Origin of the sequence: Paenibacillus nuruki, assembly GCF_001721045.1 — a bacterium.
Lineage (GTDB): Bacteria > Bacillota > Bacilli > Paenibacillales > Paenibacillaceae > Saccharibacillus > Saccharibacillus nuruki.
Map to the genome: position 1 here is coordinate 1 of NZ_MDER01000039.1, position 18505 is coordinate 18505.

Genomic DNA, 18505 nt, shown 5'->3' on the forward strand with positions numbered 1-18505 from the left:
AGGGTATACATATATATTTATATTAAATAAAAACATATATAGAAATTTAATCAATATATTATAATTATTAACAATATTTTAAAGTTATTTATAAGTTGTTATAAGAATTTAATGTATAAAAATTGACTATTAATTATTCATATATATGTAAAAAAGTAAATATCAAAATGATTAAAAATATATATCAAAATTGTAATATAGATTTCTAAATTCTATATGTATATATTAAGGTATCGGAAACTAATATGGAGGATATTGGAGGGAGATACATATATCAAGAGCGATTAGCTGAATTTTGGAAAACCTAGCTTGTAATTACGAGAATAAGGAGAAATTAGATACAATATGATAAAAAATAATAAAAAAATTAATCGAAAAATAGTTAACTTATTTACTTTTTCACTTTTAGCCACTTCATTGTTTATGAGTTCATCATCTTTTGCATTTGCCGATGCGAAGAAGCTATATGAATACGATGCTAATGGCAGACTTATTTCAACTACAACAACTAAAGAAAAAACAGCATTCAGTTACGATGCTAACGGAAATTTGCTTAGTAAACAGGTAACAAATGGAGATTATAGTAACATTATTAATCCTTCGACCCCTGTTACTCCGACACCTGCGCCAACTCCAGTTCCAACGCCTGTACCGACACCAGCACCACCTGATCCAACACTTGTTCCACCAGCTGTACCTGTTCCAGCCAAATCAGGCTTACCTATTAATTATGTTCTTGATGTAGTGGAATATAAACAAGATACTCATGTTGTAAATACTTATGGTTGGTATTTAGATCCTGCTGGAATTGCGAAAGTAGATCTATATATCGACGATGTTAATGTAGGACGCGGTGTTATGGGTGGATCACGTGAAGATGTATATAAAGTATATCCAGACTATAACAACCATGTTGCTGGTTTTTACCAAAATGGTCTAACCTTCTCTACTGCTGGAACACCACATAAGAAACGTGATCGCAAAACGGATAAAAAGAAAGTAGTTCCTGGTGAATTTGATCATGTGTTACGTATTATCATTACAAACAAGCAAGGAAAACAAACGGTTATAGAAAGTATATTTGTGGTCGATTTGAACTCATAAGGAGCCCGGAACGTGAACTATAGACAATTGAATCGTAAATTAACATTATGGATATTAAGCTTTATTTTGATTATAACGGTTGTGTATTCTCCTTCATATGCTCATGCAGAAACGACACCTTCTTCTAGCAATGCTACCGCTCCTCCTAGTGTCATTGCACCACCCGTAGATGTCGATTTAAAAGAATGGAATGCTTCGATAAAAAATACACCGGATAGTGTGGGACAGAATACTTATGATGATGAAGATCAAGAGTTAGCTGCAATTGGCGCTAAAATTAATCAGAACTCAACACCATCTGTTATTACATCTAAAGTACGCTTGCGTAGTGCCTCGATTAACTCGCTCAGTACAGACAACACTTCAACAACATCATCCTATATTGCACCTCTAACTCAACAGCAGGTTGAAGATATGGTAGTGGACGGCGCAGAATTAATTGATATTTATTGGGTGACTTATTTATATCAACAATCTGGTATCGATCCTATCAAATTATGGCAAGAAAATCAGTCCGGTTCTTCATGGGAATCGATGGAAAAGAAATATGTAGCTACGCCTATGTTTACTGGAACATCTGTAACCAATGATGTGTATACAGTGAATCCAACGACTGGAGAAACTTCACTGACTCAATCTCAACCCAAATTAAATGCTTCTTCACAAGTATCTATTGCCAGTATATCTAGTTCTTCAGATGATTTAGATGAAAAATATAATAGTGTAATGAATGATCTAATTGCCAAACAATCGATCAATCAGACCAATAAGTTACAATTTGCAGAATACGACAAAAATAATGAAACGATTGATCCAGCATCAGGAAGTCTTTCTTGGAAAGAAAATGAAATGAGTTTTCCAGGTAGAGATGGATTAGATTTGAATCTAGGCATTATGTACAATTCCAATGAGTCCTCACCTTATGAACGAAATAGTAATAAAAAAGGTAGAGGTTACGTAATCAAAAAAAATCATCCTCTTGAACGGTATGATCTAGGTTTAGGATGGTCATTTCAGTTCCCGTCTGTACAAATCGCTAATAATTATATGTATTATTATGACGGTCAAGGAGCTTCTTACCAAATTGATCTGTACAACACATGGTCAGAACCAACAAAGAGCACTCATTTAGTTGACTATCAAGGTAAAGATTTACTATTTATGAGCGATGCAGGTTCTTTTAATAATGGTCAAGATGCTTCGGCTTACTATTTAGAACATGCAGATAAAAAGCGTGAGTATTTTGCTAAAGATGGAAGATTAGTAGGAATTGTAGATCGTTATGGGAATACCATTACTTTCCGCTATGCAGATCGTCAGGTATATAACGATAAAGTAGCTAAAGTATTTTCAACGATTACAGATAGTTTAGGAAGAACCATCGAATTTAAGTATGATTCTAACTTGAGAAATAGCGATTTCCAGGGTGAAAACTTGGTGGCTATCGCTAGAGATGCAAACAATCAGGAAATCAAAAGAGTCACTTTTGCAAAAAGTAGAATAAATCTTCAATATAATGGTGCTAATGATGGTTATGCTCCTGTACTTTACAGCATTATCGATCCTTCCAAAGATGAGGAGTATCTTGATTATGATGTAAAAGTAGGTCTATTCACATTCCGTTCTGGACATTATCCATTGGATACAGCAGGAGCACAAGAACCTTTTGCGTTACTCAAGCAAGTGAAATATCCAAGATTGGTAACCAATTATACGTATGAATCGACTATCCATGACATTGGTAAAAAAGGGGCTGTTAAAGACTATCGCATTGTATCCAGAGCCGATCAGCTCTACAAACAGGTAAATGGCGATGTTCAAGCGTCAGGCGATTATAGTCATGTGGATTATAGTTATGCAGGAAGTTACAGTAATCGTAATTATGAGATTGCAGACAAAGATTATCGTTATTCCAGCACGAGCAAAATTAAAAGTAATACAGAAAGTAATGGATTGACTCAAACGACTACATTTAGTGGCGAGAAAAAGCTAATTTCGGTAGATACCGTATCCGCAAATAATGAACATAAAACAACGACAAATTTGAGTTTTGATCCTGTATTCAGATTTAAACCAACCAAAACACAAACGACTACTCAAGATGCCGATGGTACAACCACACGTTATAGCGAAACTGTCTATACGGATTGGGGAGATATTCAAAGTCAAACCGATGACCTTTTGGATAGTGAATTTAATAATGCGACAACCAAAAGTCAACATACAACAAGCTATACGTACGACAATACGTATAAGCAACTAGCTAGCAAATCATGGTATCAAGATGCTAACAAATCGCTTAGCGAGAAGTATGCATATACATCAGATGGGCGTTTACAAACGTCTACGAATGCTCTAGGTGAAACGAAAGTCTATAGCTATGATGCTTCACCAGCCAATCCTCATCAGATTGCTCAAGTGACTGTATCAGAAGAAGTTGGCTATGGTTTAACTTCAAAAATAGCAACTCGTTATGGTGCAGAAACGCAGTATGCTTATCCTACCGAGCAGACCACTGTAATTACGAATACTGCTAAAGATGGTAGTAAAAATACACAGAATATTCATGTACAAACGAAATACGATATGGCGACAGGTTTACCTGTTCAACAAATCGACAGTAATGGCAAAGCGACCACGACCACGTATGATATTTTAGGTCGTCCTATTAAAGTAGTCTCTCCTTCGATTACGAATTTGGATGGAACAGTGTATGGTGTAGAAGATCAGTATACGTATACGAATCGAGTGTCTAGTGCGGGTGCAGATAATGAAAATGCTAATATTTTGACATTACGCGTAGATACAGCACGTCAATATACAAATACATCCAGTGGAGCAGTAACGACACTCGGTAGAGAATCTCTGTATTACGATGGTTTTGGATTCCCTCGTGTCGATGAGACATGGAATGAAAGCAATGGCTGGACACGTGCTCAATACCACTCGAATGATCAAGGTAACGCTATCTATGGGATAGACAACATGGGCAACACTCAGACGGTTACTTATGACGCATGGGGACAGAGTAAAGAAGCTACAGATGCATATGGCAACCTATATGTAACGGCCAATCATCTAACACAACAAAAGATCAATCATTTTGCGATAGCTGCGGCAGATGTTGGCGCTTATCGTGCAAATTCAGACAATCGAAATATTCGTTTGAATACCGTAGAACAGTCTTACGATGCTTATGGTAATTTGTTGAAAAATGTAACGTTCAAAGATGGAGCGGCTTCTCATAATCAACCGATTCAAGAAAGCTATACGTATGATCTGGAAGGTAATATTCTAAGCTACACCGATCCAAATGGAAATACAAATAGTAATGGAGTTACTAACACGTATAGTTATGATGCATTGAATCGACTAACGACAGTACAAGATGCTCTTAATCAGAAGAGTCGATATAACTATGATGTGAATGGACAGTTAACTCGGATTACAGCAGTAGATCCTTCAGGTAAAGAAGAAACGTTATATGCGAAAAGTTATAACGAAATCGGAGCGATCACTAGCAAGACAGACTTATCCGGACAAACGACGAATATCAGTTATAATGCTCGTGGATTAGTGGCTCAGGAAAGTGACCGTAATGGAACAACTACTAACTATCAATATGATGAGCGTGGAGAACGTACCGTAGCGACGTTAACAGGTAAGGCAGGCAACACACTACAAACAAAAATGATCTTCGGTAGTGACGGGAACTTGCTAACCGATCGCCACGAATTGTACATGGATGGTGTTAAAACAGCAACTCAAACCAGTACGATTGATAAACAAGATCGAGTAACCAGTCTGGTATCTACAGGTTCAAATGCGTATAGCTCTCGTCTAGATGTGGCTTATGATACGTTGGATCGTGTAACTAATCAGAAGAATAGCCTAGCAGGAAGTAGTTATTTTACAAACTATGGCTATGACAAGCTTCGGTTGAGTCAAATTCAGACCAATGGAGCACAGACGCGCAATACAGCAAATGCGGCTAATGTGAATTACGCATACACCGCTCTAGGCAAAGTTCAGTCAATTACGTTTCCAACGTTAGCAGATGGTAGTACGCTAAAAGAAAGCTTCACGTATGACCCTCTGAATCGTCTGATTCAGATGAGTAACACTAAAGGTTCTAGCAACTTATCGAGTTACAATTATGCCTATGATAATAATGGGAATATTTTAACGATCGGTGAGACTCTGAATGATGGAGCCACCAAAACTTCTACGTACACCTACGACAAGCTTAATCGCTTGATTGCAGTGAAACGCAGTGATGGAAGTACCGCTAGTTACACGTATGACTTACGTGGCAATCGCAAAATACTAAGTGATACGCAAGAACTTACAGCTACAAAGAGTTCGAATTACAGCTATGACTTAGATAACAAACTCATTTCAGCGACGATTGACGATACGAAGACAACAATCGACTACTTGCCTGACGGATTACGCTCGCAAAAAACAACAGGTACAACTACTACCCAATATGGCTATAACGGTAGCGGACAAGTAGTATCTGAAAAAGTAAGTAACGGTAACACTTCGTCTTACATCCGTGGAGATCGAGTGCTGGTGAAAAAAGATCAAACAGCAAGTAAAGACTATTATTATCTGTTTAACGGACATGGTGACGTGGTGCAGATGGTCGATACCAGTGGAAATATTGTGAACAGCTACGGATATGACGAATGGGGTAACATTGCGAAGCAACAGGAGACGGTATCTAATAGCTTCAAGTATGCAGGTGAAGCGTACGATAATGAAACAGGATTATATTATCTGAAAGCGAGATATTATGATCCGAGTCAGGGACGGTTTTTGAATGAGGATAGTTATGAAGGGCAGATCACGAATCCTTTAAGTTTAAATGGATATACGTATGTGCATAACAATCCTTTAATTTATACAGACCCAACGGGGCATTTAATTAGAGAATCATACAATGATGGGGCTTTGCGGAATTTACTGCAAGAGATTCGAAGTCAAGTGAAATCAAAATCGAGTGTATTATATTCGAAGGCGAAAGCGAAAGTCACTGAAATCTATAACAACTTCGTAGATGAGAACACCTACAATTATTTGTTTGATCTAACGACAGGTACAAGCACCTACGGAAATAGTGCAGGAAAATCAGACTGGGCAATAGAGCAGTTGGTTAGTAGTTATCAAAATTATGAACTGTCAGAGTATGTTGCGACAATGGCTATGGGAACAATAGGTAGTAATGCAAATGGTGAAATCAAAACAGGTAACAAGACACCAGGAGGTCATTCATTTAGTACACATGCTGCAGAACGGGCAAATGACAGAGGGTTCTCAGGTCAAGTAATTGATAATATAATAAACAATAATAAAAAGAGTAGAAAAAGTAAAATTGATAATAAAGGTAGGAAAACATGGGAATACAAAGATTCTCGAGGAAATAAAGTTGTAACTAATGAAAGTGGAGGAATTGTTTCGGTTCATTCCCCGGATTCGGGCGGCAATTATATTCCTAAACCTAAATAATAATCGGAGTTGATAAAAAGAAATGAATAAGAATATATTATTAGAATTATCAAAGAATCTAAACATCGAATATGAGATAGGGATTTGGTCAGAGACAACAGACTTTCTTGAAAGGCAGGATAATATTGTAGACTTTTCTGTTGATTATGAGCAAGGTCATTTTAATATTGTGATAGAGTTAAAAGAGTTTGACTTACCTGGAGCAAAAAGTATATTTGCATCATTAGTACAATTTATAGAGTATAAATCGACATTCTATGTAAGAGAAGATAAGAAAGATTCATGTGTATACCATTTACTTTCTTCAATGGATAACAAAAAAGCGTTCTTATGCTATATAGTTATTAAATAAGTTTGAGACCTTGAGGATTAAATTCTCAGGGTCTTTCTCTTGCTTCACTCAATTAGTATTATGAATTTTGAAAATAAAAATTAGAATCGATCAAAGAAGTTATGCGATTTAACTCGTGTGATGAGAAGACAGAAGAATAACTTTACTTTGAATCCTATTTTTTTATTACATAAAAAGTAAATAGATGAATTGAAGATAATTGTATCTGACCAACATGTGTCTCAAATAATGCCAGGCTTTTGGTAAAATAAACAGATTACAGTACAATAGAAATGATGCTTATTCAACAAACTCAACAACCAAAGAAACAACCAATAGAGAGAAGGTGCGGAAGGTGACGACCGTTATAGATATTTCAGTACGGACTTTAGTTGAATATGTATATCGGACAGGCAGTATCGAATCAGGCTTCCGCGTAGCCCAGTCGATGCAAGAAGGAACACGTATTCACAAACAGATTCAAGAAGGATACGGCGAACACGGGGAAAAAGAAGTCCATCTCAAAACCGAAATTGCTTATCATGATCTGCTTTTTCGGATCGAAGGGCGTTGCGATGGATTATGGGTGGATGAACAAGGGCTACTCACTGTGGATGAGATCAAGTCCACTTCGATTTCAGCAGAGGATATTGGAGACGGGCGAGAGGTGCACTGGGCGCAAGCACAGATGTACGGTTATATCCTCGCACGAGATCGTCATCTGGAACAGGTGAGAGTCCAATTAACGTATGTACACAAAAGCAGTGGCAAAGAAACCAAGCTTGAACGTATACAGACCCGTGCACAACTACAACAGTTTGCTAACGATACGGTAGCTGAATATGCACCTTATGCGGAAATGATCGCCAACCACCGTCAGAAGCGTAACGATAGTATTGAGCAGTTAGCGTTTCCTTTTGCCGGTTACCGATCCGGTCAACGTAAATTTGCAGGAGCAGTCTACAAAACAATCGGTGAGAAACTGAATTTATTTGCTGAAGCACCGACAGGAACAGGTAAAACGATTTCGACGTTATTTCCAGCGATCAAATCGATCGGAAGCGAGCAAGCAGAACGATTGATGTATGTGACTGCCAAAACGGTCACCAGAGCCAATGCCGAAGAAGCACTACAACGGATGGAAAACAGTGGCTTGAATCTACATGGAGTGACGATTACTGCCAAAGACAAAGTCTGCTTCTGTTCGGCAAATAGTACAGGCGGACGCGATAATTGCGAATATACAGAAGGTTACTATGACCGTATTAATGGCGCTATTCTCGATATGATGAGTAATGAGACGCTAATGACCCGCACAGTGATCGAACAATATGCGCAAAAGCATCATCTATGTCCATTTGAATTATCAATTGATGCTTCGTATGCGTCAGATGCTGTGATTTGCGATTATAACTATGTATTTGATCCGAAAGTTTCATTCAAACGTTTATCCGATGATATGCGTAAAAAAACAATTTTGTTAGTCGATGAAGCCCATAATCTGGTCGATCGTGGACGGAATATGTTTTCGGCAGCATTGAATAAGGCTGCTTTTCTGGATTTGAAAAGAGATTATAAAGACTCGGCGGAATCGTTAGCCAAAATCTCCAGTGCGATCAATGCGTACTTTATTCGGTTACGGAAGCAAGGCGAAGATGGCAAGTTGATCCAGCGACAACAAGCACCAGAAGAAATTTTCCCACTGTTAGAAGAGTTTGTGATTCGAGCTGAAGTTACCTTGCTAGAGCAAGGAGATCAGGGAGATATCCAGTTGTTGCTGGAAACGTATTTTGCGGTGCAGGCTTTTCTACGAATTGGGCGATTGTATGATATGGAGAGTCATATGACGTATGCGGAAGTGCAGGGTAGTGATGTGCATTTACGGATGTTCTGTATTGATCCTTCGCTACAACTTCGACAGACGGCTAAAGGATATCGCTCAGTGATTCACTTCTCAGCGACATTATCTCCAATTCGGTATTACCGCGATATGTTAGGGGCAGAGGAAGACGATTATAATATTTCGATTCCATCTCCTTTTTCACGAGAACAATTGGAGGTACAGATTGTACCGTTGTCTACACGTTATCGGGATCGGGAGCGTACACGAACAGAACTTGCGAATGTACTGGCTCAACTGATCAATAAGCGACCAGGCAATTATTTAGCTTTTTTCCCTTCTTATCAATATATGCAAGATGTGATTGATATTTTTGAGACATTAGATGTAGAAACAGATGTATTGATTCAGCAGTCTGGAATGGCAGAAGAAGAACGAGACCGTTTTCTGAATGCTTTTCAAAGTGATAATCCGCGTACCTTAACAGGGTTTGCGGTGATGGGTGGAATATTCAGTGAAGGGATTGATCTAGCGGGTGATCGCCTGACAGGTGTCATTATTGTCGGTGTAGGGCTACCACAGATTGGACCTGAACGAGAATTGATTCGTGAGCATTTCAGTCAGGCTGGATTCAATGGATTCGATTATGCGTATGTCTATCCCGGAATGAACAAAGTCCTTCAAGCGGGAGGTCGCTTGATTCGTACCGAAGAAGATCGGGGACTATTGATGCTGGTGGATGATCGCTTTTTGCAACGTCCTTATTATCAGTTGTTACCGACAGAGTGGCGCAGTGATTCTCAGCCATAAGATTTTATAAAGTGATTTATAGATATAGATCACAGATTCAAAAAATACCCCTGTACAGTTCATATCGCAACTGTGCAGGGGTATTCGCGTACAATTCTATAGTGTAACCCTTAAATACTTATTTCTGTGAAGCTTTGGTAATTTCGCTATATGCCCAGTGTCCAGGAGTTACATCTTTCCAGCTACTTGCTGTAGTAGATGTAGAAGAAGTGTCCTCACCCAGTACACGATTCAATACAGTAACAATTTCAGCCCGACTGACTGCTTGATTCGGATAAAATTGACCGTCTGGATATCCTTTCATCCATCCGGATTGAATGACTTCACTGATCGTATCAGCTGCCCAGTGCCCTTGAACATCTGCTGGCAACAAAGCTGTAGATGTGCTGTTCAGTCCTTGCCAGCGAGTAATCAATGTAGCGAGTTCAGCGCGGGTCATCGGTTGAGCAGGCTTGAAGTTGCCGCCCGGATACCCTTGTAACCAACCGCTTCCTTCGATACTTTGAATACTGGAAGCTGCCCAGTATGAAGTCGGTACATCTTTAAAATCGGTACTGCTAGTTCCAGTTGCCGGTAATCCTGCCTGTTGTAATATCAGAGCACGCTCCAACATCACTGATAATTCCGCACGAGTCACTTTCTGATCAGGACGGAATGTACCATCTGGATAACCTTGAATATAACTGCTTGCTTTTACATTGGTTGTCGACTTCGGCGGTGCTTTGGTCGTTGCATCGGTATTTTTAGCTGGTGTAGTGGTAGTGCCGTTCGCTAATTCATTATACGTTGGATTATCATCCAGCGCAGATGCTCCAATAGCGCTTCCGCCTCCACCGCCAGTGACCACTTCAGTTGATGGTAATGGTTCAGTCGGTACAACAGGTACAAATGGTGCTGTTATGACCAGTGGTGGAGAGACTGGCAAGCCTGTATACGTGTCTGTGGTTGGAGTCGTCTGTGTTGGCATTGCTGGTACGGAATCATTTGGAACAGGTTCTGTAGTCTCAACAGGTACTACAGGTGGAAGTGTCGAATTAGAAGATACCTGAACCTTATAAAATTTGGAAATTCCATTAGTACCACGCACTTCGAGCGTAATCGTTGTTAATCCAGATTGAAGTGTCATCGGTTCTTCCGCATATACACTATCTGCTACTGTTACATTATTAATAAGAAGTGATGCGTCTGGATTATAGACACTCGCTTTTACTGTTGTCTGTGTGGTTCCATCAGGTAATGTTACCGCATAGGCTGTATTTTCAGGTGAGAATGAAGGAGTTAAAGCTCCATTTTCAATAGATAAAGAAGCAAGATCTGTTCCCAAATCAGGTGCAGTGGCATGAATCACAAAGCTTTGTTCCAAATTACTGCCATTACTTCCTGTTGCTAATACACGAATTGGATAGCTGGTCACGCCTCGTGTCAGTGCTTTGGTGGTCTTCACCTGATTATCTTGAATAGTGAAATAATCGTTAGCACTACTTCCCTCGCCACCAATCAATGTGTAGGTAAAGGAATCTTGTACTTTTGGATTTTGAGTAGAGGTGTTCAGTAAGCCTGCTGTTGTGCCAGCATCTACGTTCCATGCAATCGTATCGCCGGTTAACGTGATCTCGGAAGGGACAGCTAGTGTGCTCGCCGCATAATCTTCTCTAATTTTAGATAGCGCACCATTCATATTGGAATCTAGACTGCTATAGAATACCAATTCGGTTGTACCACCGGGTTCTAGATCGCCAGCATTGAATGTCAGTGTTAACCAATCATCGGTAAGGTTAGCTGGAATATGCTGACCGCCATCTTTTTTAAAAGCAGGTTCGATATAAGGGTTACGACTGAATCCTACAGATGCTTGAGCACGTGGATCTTGTGCCACATACATGAAAATATTATCACTGGTATTCCCAATCGCCGCTGCAATCGCTTCGGCATCTTGAGGTGGATTGGAAGGAACCCAGTTGATCGTACTGTTATCTTCATGGAAATCAGCATCAATATCAGGATCAAGGAAGCGCATATAATGAACATCGTACACGGAATCTGTAACGCTGTTATTTTTGAGTGTGATAGTTGTTTTGAAAAAAGCATCTCCCGGCTTGAAGGAAATGTTCTGTTGGACAGCGAGTGCTTGATCAGATGTGTTACCAGATGTTTGAGCGATTAATTGCTCATCCGTGGATAAATCCTGAGTGGTGCTTGGAATATCAATACTTCCACTTTGTTCTTCGTTCACAAATGTGAGTGGAGACTTAGAAGATACAGACGGTTTGTAACCGACCACAAAACCTTCTGAAGGGCTTCCCGGCAATACATAATCACCACTGGTCATGTCCTTACCAAAATCATAACCGTCTTTGTCCACATTCATACCAATATTGCGTCTCAAATCTCCGGGATGAAAACCGGATGGGCTGTCACTGTCTGTGCCGAGTGTTCCACTGCTGGAAATCCCGAGTTCAATATAGGTTCCACCCAGGAATGTATCCTGACCGTTCTGCACATGTCTTGCTAATTCTGATGCGTGTGTTGGAATCGGTGGTAGTAGTAACAAGACAGCCATCACACTACAGATACCTGTTTGTAGCAGACGGCGTGGGTAAAACGGATTACTGCTCATCAGTTATAGTCCTCCTTTATATATGAATAGTTCGCAAGAATTTGCAAACCTATATAACTGTTTATCGTAATCAAATGATTTAACTTTACATTTTTATGCAAAAAAGATTAAAAATTTGTTAAGAATCAGGAGTGATCGGTGTGAAGTTGGAGATTTCGGAGGTATTAAGTCAGACTTTTATGAAATTAACAGGGATACCTGAACATACACCAGCTGCGCAATCGGTGAAAACAACGATTCAATTTATACGTACAGCTGAAGAGATTTTTAAAAGTATGGATGCCCGTTTTGCAGGGATGGGATTATCCCGAGGCAAAATTATGATGTTGTGCATTTTGTATGCCGATACGAATCGTAGTCTGTTACCTTCTGAATTGGCAGATCGAGCACAAGTGACAAGAGGAACGATTACCGGTCTGGTGGATGGATTAGAAGCTGAAGGTTGGGTCAAACGAATTCATGATGCCAAAGACCGTCGCCGTACATCGGTGCAATTAACCGACAAAGGAATGCGATTTGTAGAGCAAAATGTAGAAGGCTATGTTGGCTTAATGATTGCTCTTACGTCCAAGTTCGATGAGGATGATTTTGTGAAAATGCAGGAACTGATATCCAAACTTCGAGAAGGTTTTGAAGTAAGCAGTCAGCTTGAGATATAACATTATTTACCATATAAATATAAATAAAACGGATTCTCTTAAAATAAAGAATTAAATGTAGGATTATTACGAAAAGTGTATATAATTAAAAGTATATGGTTATAAACATTGACAAGGTTTGCATACAGATTTAAAATTAGTTAACCTAATAATTAGTATGGCTAAATAATAGGATTTTACGTTGAGGTGAATAAATGGTGGAAGAAGATTTGAAGTTTGAAGGAATATCACCGATGGGTGAAGAGTTATTACGTGCGTTTCGTCTTTTTCGTAAAGCAGATTGGCGTCAAAAGCCAGTAGCGGGATATAAACCAAGTGAAATTATGGCTTTGATCTGTATCGGTAACAAAGCAGATTCGGTTAGTTGCGGGATGCAAGTCTCTGAACTTAGTCGCCTGCTTCGGGTTACGTCTCCAACCGTTACACAATTGATCAAAGGGATGGAAAACGATGGATTGGTTGAGCGCAATATGGATCAAAGCGATCGTCGTGCTGTTCGTGTCACATTGACTGATAAAGGTGCAGCGATTATGGAACAGTCATTAGCTGTATTCAAAACGTCATTTGAAGGTTTGGTTGATTATCTAGGAGAAGAAGATAGTCGCAAATTAACCGAATTATTGGGTCGCGTTTTTTCATATTTTCAAGAACGAGTGTTTGAACCTGCGGAGCCAGAACATAAAGGGGATGCAGAGTAATGACCAAACTGCTAGGACAGCTTCGACCGTATTACGGTGGAATCGGTCTGGTTCTGCTGTTGGTATTTTTGCAAACGATGTCAGAATTGTTCCTGCCTACATTAATGGCTGATATTGTAGATACAGGTATAGCGGCAGGGAATACAGCTTATATTGTGCGTATTGGCTTATATATGTTACTCTTTGCCGCAGGTGGAATGTTATGTTCCATCGCGGCTAGTTATTTTTCAGCCAAGATTGCGATCGGTTTTGGTCGTGATCTACGCAGTCGTGTATTTTCACATGTCGAAAATTTTTCGTTGCAAGAATTTGATCGTATCGGAACAGCTTCTTTAATTACGCGTACAACCAATGATATTACACAACTTCAACAAGTGCTAACGATGATGTTACGGATGATGGTAATGGCTCCGCTTATGATGCTTGGCGGTCTTATTATGGCGATCTCCAAAGATGCAGAGTTATCACTTATTTTCGTTGTTGTTATTCCGTTGTTAGGATTTGCGATTTTTAGTATTGCTCGTAAAGGAATGCCACTATTCAAAGCATTGCAGAGCAAATTGGATCGCTTGAATATGGTCATGCGTGAAAATCTGACCGGGCTGCGCGTAATTCGTGCATTTAATCGGGATACGTATGAAAGTAAACGGTTTGATGGAGCCAGTCGTGATCTAGCGGATACAGCAATTTCGGTTAATAAATTGATGGCGCTGATGATGCCTGTTATGATGCTGGTCTTGAACTTCTCGATTATTGCGATTATTGGATTCGGTAGCGTACGGATTAGTTATGGTGATATGCAAGTTGGTGATCTGATGGCATTTATTCAGTATGCGACTCAGATTCTATTCTCCTTCTTAATGTTATCTGTAATCTTCGTGATGGTGCCAAGAGCTTCGGCTTCTGCAACCCGTATTAATGAAGTCTTGCAAATGAAACCAGAGATTGAAGATCCTGAACAACCTGTGACTACAACACTTCAAGAGCGCCGTGGCAGTGTGATTTTTGATAATGTAACCTTCCGTTATCCAGGAGCAGAGCAACCTGCTTTGGAACAGATTTCGTTTCAAGCCAAAAGTGGTGAAGTGACTGCCATTATCGGTGGAACAGGATCAGGAAAATCGACACTGGTGAATCTGATCCCACGTTTTTACGATGTGGAAAGTGGGCAAATTCTGGTCGATGGTATTGATATTCGTGAACGTGATCAAGCGTCACTGCGTGCGAAAATCGGTTATGTACCGCAAAAAGCATTACTGTTTACAGGCACAATAGCAGAAAATATTCGGTATGGATATGAACAAGCTACCGATGAAGAAATGAAGCATGCGGCTACGATTGCGCAAGCCTCTGAATTTATTAGTGAAATGAAAGAAGGATACAATTCAGTGATTGCTCAAGGCGGTTCGAATGTATCAGGTGGACAAAAGCAGCGGTTGTCGATAGCTCGTGCATTGGTACGTAAGCCAGAATTGTATATTTTTGATGATAGCTTCTCAGCACTTGATTTCAAAACTGATTCTAGATTGCGTGCAGCACTCAAAGAAGAAACAACAGAAGCTGCTGTTTTGATGATTGCTCAGCGTGTCAGTACAGTGATGGATGCTGATCAGATTATTGTGTTAGAAGATGGCAAAATTGTGGGTCGAGGCACCCATCGTGAATTGCTAGAAAGTAGCGAAGTCTATCGTGAGATTGTATCTTCGCAACTGTCGGAGGAGGAAATCGCATGAGTGAAGAAGAAAAACCGAAACCTCCACAACGACCTCAAGCGGGACAAATGGGCGGACCACCACGGATGTCTTTACCGGGCGAAAAGCCTAAAGACTTTAAAGGCACATTACGAAGATTGCTAGCTTACTTGAAGCCTTATCGTATGCAATTACTTGTTGTGCTAATTGCTGCGGTGCTCAGTACATTATTCAGTATTGTGGCTCCCCGTATTATGGGAATGGCGACAGATGAATTGTTTAATAGTGTCACCGGAGGAACTGCTATTAACTTTAGATATATTATTGATCTGCTAATGATTCTGGCAGGATTGTATCTATTTAGTTCGTTATTTGCTTATTTTCAGCAATACTTTATGTCTGGGGTGGCTCAGAATACCGTTTATGAAATGCGGAAAGATGTGAAAAGCAAATTGTCCCGTCTACCGTTGCGTTACTATGACAGGCAGTCTCATGGTGAAGTGCTGAGTCGGGTAACCAATGATGTGGACAATATTAGCAATACATTACAGCAAAGTCTGACCCAGTTGATTACATCGATCGTGACACTGGTGGGTGTAATCATTATGATGTTGACGATCAGCCCACTGTTGACACTAATTACGATCTTAACGATTCCACTGAGTCTACTTGTCACTATTGTGGTTGCTAAGCGTTCGCAAAAGCATTTTGCCGGACAACAAGCATCACTAGGTGATCTGAATGGACATGTGGAAGAAATGTATACCGGACACCGTGTTGTCAAAGCATTTGGACGGGAAAAGCAGTCTTTAGCCCAATTTGATGAGTTAAATGAAAAGCTGTATGAGTCGGGTTGGAAAGCACAGTATATTTCCGGTACGATTATGCCGTTAATGTCATTTATCAGTAATATTGGTTATGTATTAATCTGTGTAATTGGCGGTATTATGGTCACTCGTGGAACAGTAGGGATTGGTGGCGTACAAGCCTTTATCCAGTATGCTCGTCAATTCTCGCAACCGATCACACAGCTTGCCAATATCTCTAATATTATTCAATCCACGATTGCTTCAGCAGAGCGTGTTTTTGAAATTATGGATGAACAGGAAGAAGAAGATCAAGCGACAGCTACGATTGCTCGTCCTGTACGTGGTCATGTCACGTTTGAACATGTAGCTTTTGGCTATAAAAAAGATGAATTATTAATTGAAGATATGAATATTGAGGTGCGTGCCGGACAGACAGTTGCGATTGTAGGTCCGACTGGCGCAGGGAAAACGACATTGATCAATCTGTTAATGCGTTTCTATGAACTGAATAACGGACAGATCACGATAGACGGTCAAAATATCCGTGAATTGTCACGTGCTGAACTACACAGCTTATTCGGAATGGTATTGCAAGACACCTGGTTGTTCGGTGGAAGTATTCGCGATAATATTGCGTACGGACGTGAAGATGCGACAGAAGAAGAAATTATACGTGCTTCTGAAGCGGCGCGTGCGGATCACTTTATCCGCACATTACCAGATGGCTATGATACCGTCTTGAATGAAGAAGCTTCTAATATTTCACAAGGTCAAAAGCAGTTATTAACGATTGCGCGTGCGATCTTAGCGGATCCTGCGATTCTGATTCTGGATGAAGCGACCAGTAGTGTCGATACCCGTACCGAAGTATTGATCCAACAAGCGATGAACACGTTGATGGAAGGGCGCACTAACTTTGTGATTGCTCACCGTTTATCGACGATTCGTGAAGCTGATCTGATTCTAGTGATGAATCACGGTAAAGTGATTGAGACAGGTACGCATTTGGAATTGTTAGAGCAAGAAGGATTTTATGCGGATCTGTACAATAGTCAGTTTACTGGACAGGTGAAGATAGCAAATTAACGTCATATCAAAAAGAAAATATAATAAAAAGCACGATCTTATCCTTAAAAGAGGAAAAAGATCGTGCTTTTTTTATTGAAAGTATTCTATATAATATAAGAATTTTTGAAAATAAATAAGACCAGCACGAGGCAGCTCCTAGACAGAACTACAACACCAATCTTATTCGGATTTTAACAAAGAAATGATAGGTTATCATCTCAGTTTTATCTGTAAAACATAAAAAGCCTCTTCGCCATATAGCGAAGAGGCTTTGCTAGCTGAATAAATAGCTATGGTCATTTTTTTAATACTACTCTAGCATAATTCACTAGAAATATTAATGAATATTTTTCTTCTCAAAGTTACCACCGATGACTTCAGACACATGCTCAATCGCAAGGAAAGCAGAAGGGTCGATATCTTGTACAATCGTCCGTAGCTTCGCAAGTTCGAGACGAGTCACGACGCAATAGATCATCTGTGTATCTTCTTTGGAATAACCACCTTTAGCATACATAAAAGTAGTACTACGTCCAAGGCGATCCACAATCGCTTGCGAGATTTCTTCATATTCGGAAGAAATGATCGTAACCGATTTGGATTCTTCTAGACCTTCTACAACAATATCCATTACTTTGGCTGCTATATAATACGTAAAGATTGAGAACATCGCTGAATCCCAACCAAATACAAACCCGGCAACAGCAAAGATAAATACGTTGATAATCATAACGATTTGTCCTACAGGCATATGGAATCGTTTGGAAAGTAAAATCGCTACAATCTCTGTACCATCCAGTGATCCACCGAAGCGAATAACCAGACCAATCCCGAATCCAAGAATCACACCACCAAACATACTGGCTAGGATCTTATCATCTGTCAGTGCAGGTACATGATGCAAGTAAGCTGTCATCAACGACATGACTGTAATCCCGTATAATGTAGAAAAAGCAAACGTTTTACCGATCTGTTTATAACCGATAATCAGAAAGGGAACGTTGATAATAAAGATAAAGAGACCTAGCGGAATCGGAGTCACTTCCGATAAAATGATTGAAATACCTGTAATTCCTCCATCGATTACGCTGTTAGGAATAAGGAAAATTTCGAGGGCTACTGCCATCATTACAGCACCAGTTGTAATGAAAATGAATTTGGCGAGCAATTGGACGGGAGTTAATTTGCGGTGTTTTCTCGGCATACACAATCCTCTTTCTCAAATTATTAGGTAGGATTATTGATTAATTCCATAAGCGCTACACGTTATGGATATTCTTGCATAAACAAGCGAACCTATCGAACTATTCAACAATATCTAAAGAGCACAATCGTACTAAAAAAGATAAGCTACCTATATAAATAAT

The 18505-nt window shown here is 39.7% G+C and carries 10 protein-coding genes; 8 read left to right on the forward strand and 2 right to left on the reverse strand.

Annotation, left to right across the window (positions count from 1 at the left end; all coding sequences use genetic code 11):
* Positions 1–423 precede the first annotated feature (423 nt).
* The 4 genes from PTI45_RS11115 to PTI45_RS11130 all read left to right on the forward strand — a co-directional run bounded on the left by PTI45_RS11115 (position 424) and on the right by PTI45_RS11130 (position 9596).
* Complete coding sequence (locus PTI45_RS11115) at positions 424–1104, forward strand: RHS repeat domain-containing protein (protein ID WP_175425171.1); 681 nt, start codon at positions 424–426, stop codon at positions 1102–1104.
* A 12-nt stretch (positions 1105–1116) separates the two neighbouring features.
* Positions 1117–6615 carry an RHS repeat domain-containing protein gene (locus PTI45_RS11120; protein WP_069327653.1) on the forward strand — a complete coding sequence of 1833 codons (5499 nt, stop codon included), beginning with the start codon at positions 1117–1119 and terminating at the stop codon, positions 6613–6615.
* A gap of 22 nt (positions 6616–6637) precedes the next feature.
* Positions 6638–6967 (forward strand): hypothetical protein, encoded by a 330-nt coding sequence (locus PTI45_RS11125; protein ID WP_069327654.1) that lies wholly within the window; start codon positions 6638–6640, stop codon positions 6965–6967.
* A 334-nt stretch (positions 6968–7301) separates the two neighbouring features.
* Positions 7302–9596, forward strand: coding sequence for an ATP-dependent DNA helicase (locus PTI45_RS11130; protein WP_069327655.1), 2295 nt, complete (start codon positions 7302–7304; stop codon positions 9594–9596).
* A 118-nt stretch (positions 9597–9714) separates the two neighbouring features.
* Here the strand turns inward: PTI45_RS11130 and PTI45_RS11135 are convergent, their stop codons facing one another.
* Positions 9715–12213 (reverse strand): S-layer homology domain-containing protein, encoded by a 2499-nt coding sequence (locus tag PTI45_RS11135; RefSeq protein WP_069327656.1) that lies wholly within the window; start codon positions 12211–12213, stop codon positions 9715–9717.
* 140 nt (positions 12214–12353) lie between these two features.
* Here PTI45_RS11135 and PTI45_RS11140 point away from each other — a divergent pair, with 140 nt between their 5' ends.
* The 4 genes from PTI45_RS11140 to PTI45_RS11155 all read left to right on the forward strand — a co-directional run bounded on the left by PTI45_RS11140 (position 12354) and on the right by PTI45_RS11155 (position 17156).
* Positions 12354–12872 carry a MarR family winged helix-turn-helix transcriptional regulator gene (locus PTI45_RS11140; protein WP_069327657.1) on the forward strand — a complete coding sequence of 173 codons (519 nt, stop codon included), beginning with the start codon at positions 12354–12356 and terminating at the stop codon, positions 12870–12872.
* A 197-nt stretch (positions 12873–13069) separates the two neighbouring features.
* Entirely contained in the window at positions 13070–13570 is a 501-nt protein-coding gene (locus PTI45_RS11145) for a MarR family winged helix-turn-helix transcriptional regulator (protein WP_245703473.1), read from the forward strand.
* Complete coding sequence (locus PTI45_RS11150) at positions 13570–15303, forward strand: ABC transporter ATP-binding protein (RefSeq protein ID WP_069327658.1); 1734 nt, start codon at positions 13570–13572, stop codon at positions 15301–15303. Before PTI45_RS11145 ends, PTI45_RS11150 begins: the two co-directional genes overlap by 1 nt.
* Positions 15300–17156 (forward strand): ABC transporter ATP-binding protein, encoded by a 1857-nt coding sequence (locus PTI45_RS11155; RefSeq protein WP_069327659.1) that lies wholly within the window; start codon positions 15300–15302, stop codon positions 17154–17156. The genes PTI45_RS11150 and PTI45_RS11155 overlap by 4 nt, the downstream gene beginning before the upstream one ends.
* 319 nt (positions 17157–17475) lie before the next feature.
* Here the strand turns inward: PTI45_RS11155 and PTI45_RS11160 are convergent, their stop codons facing one another.
* Positions 17476–18342: a YitT family protein gene (locus PTI45_RS11160; protein ID WP_069327660.1), complete on the reverse strand. Its 867-nt coding sequence runs from the start codon at positions 18340–18342 to the stop codon at positions 17476–17478.
* Between the last annotated feature and the right edge of the window lie 163 nt (positions 18343–18505).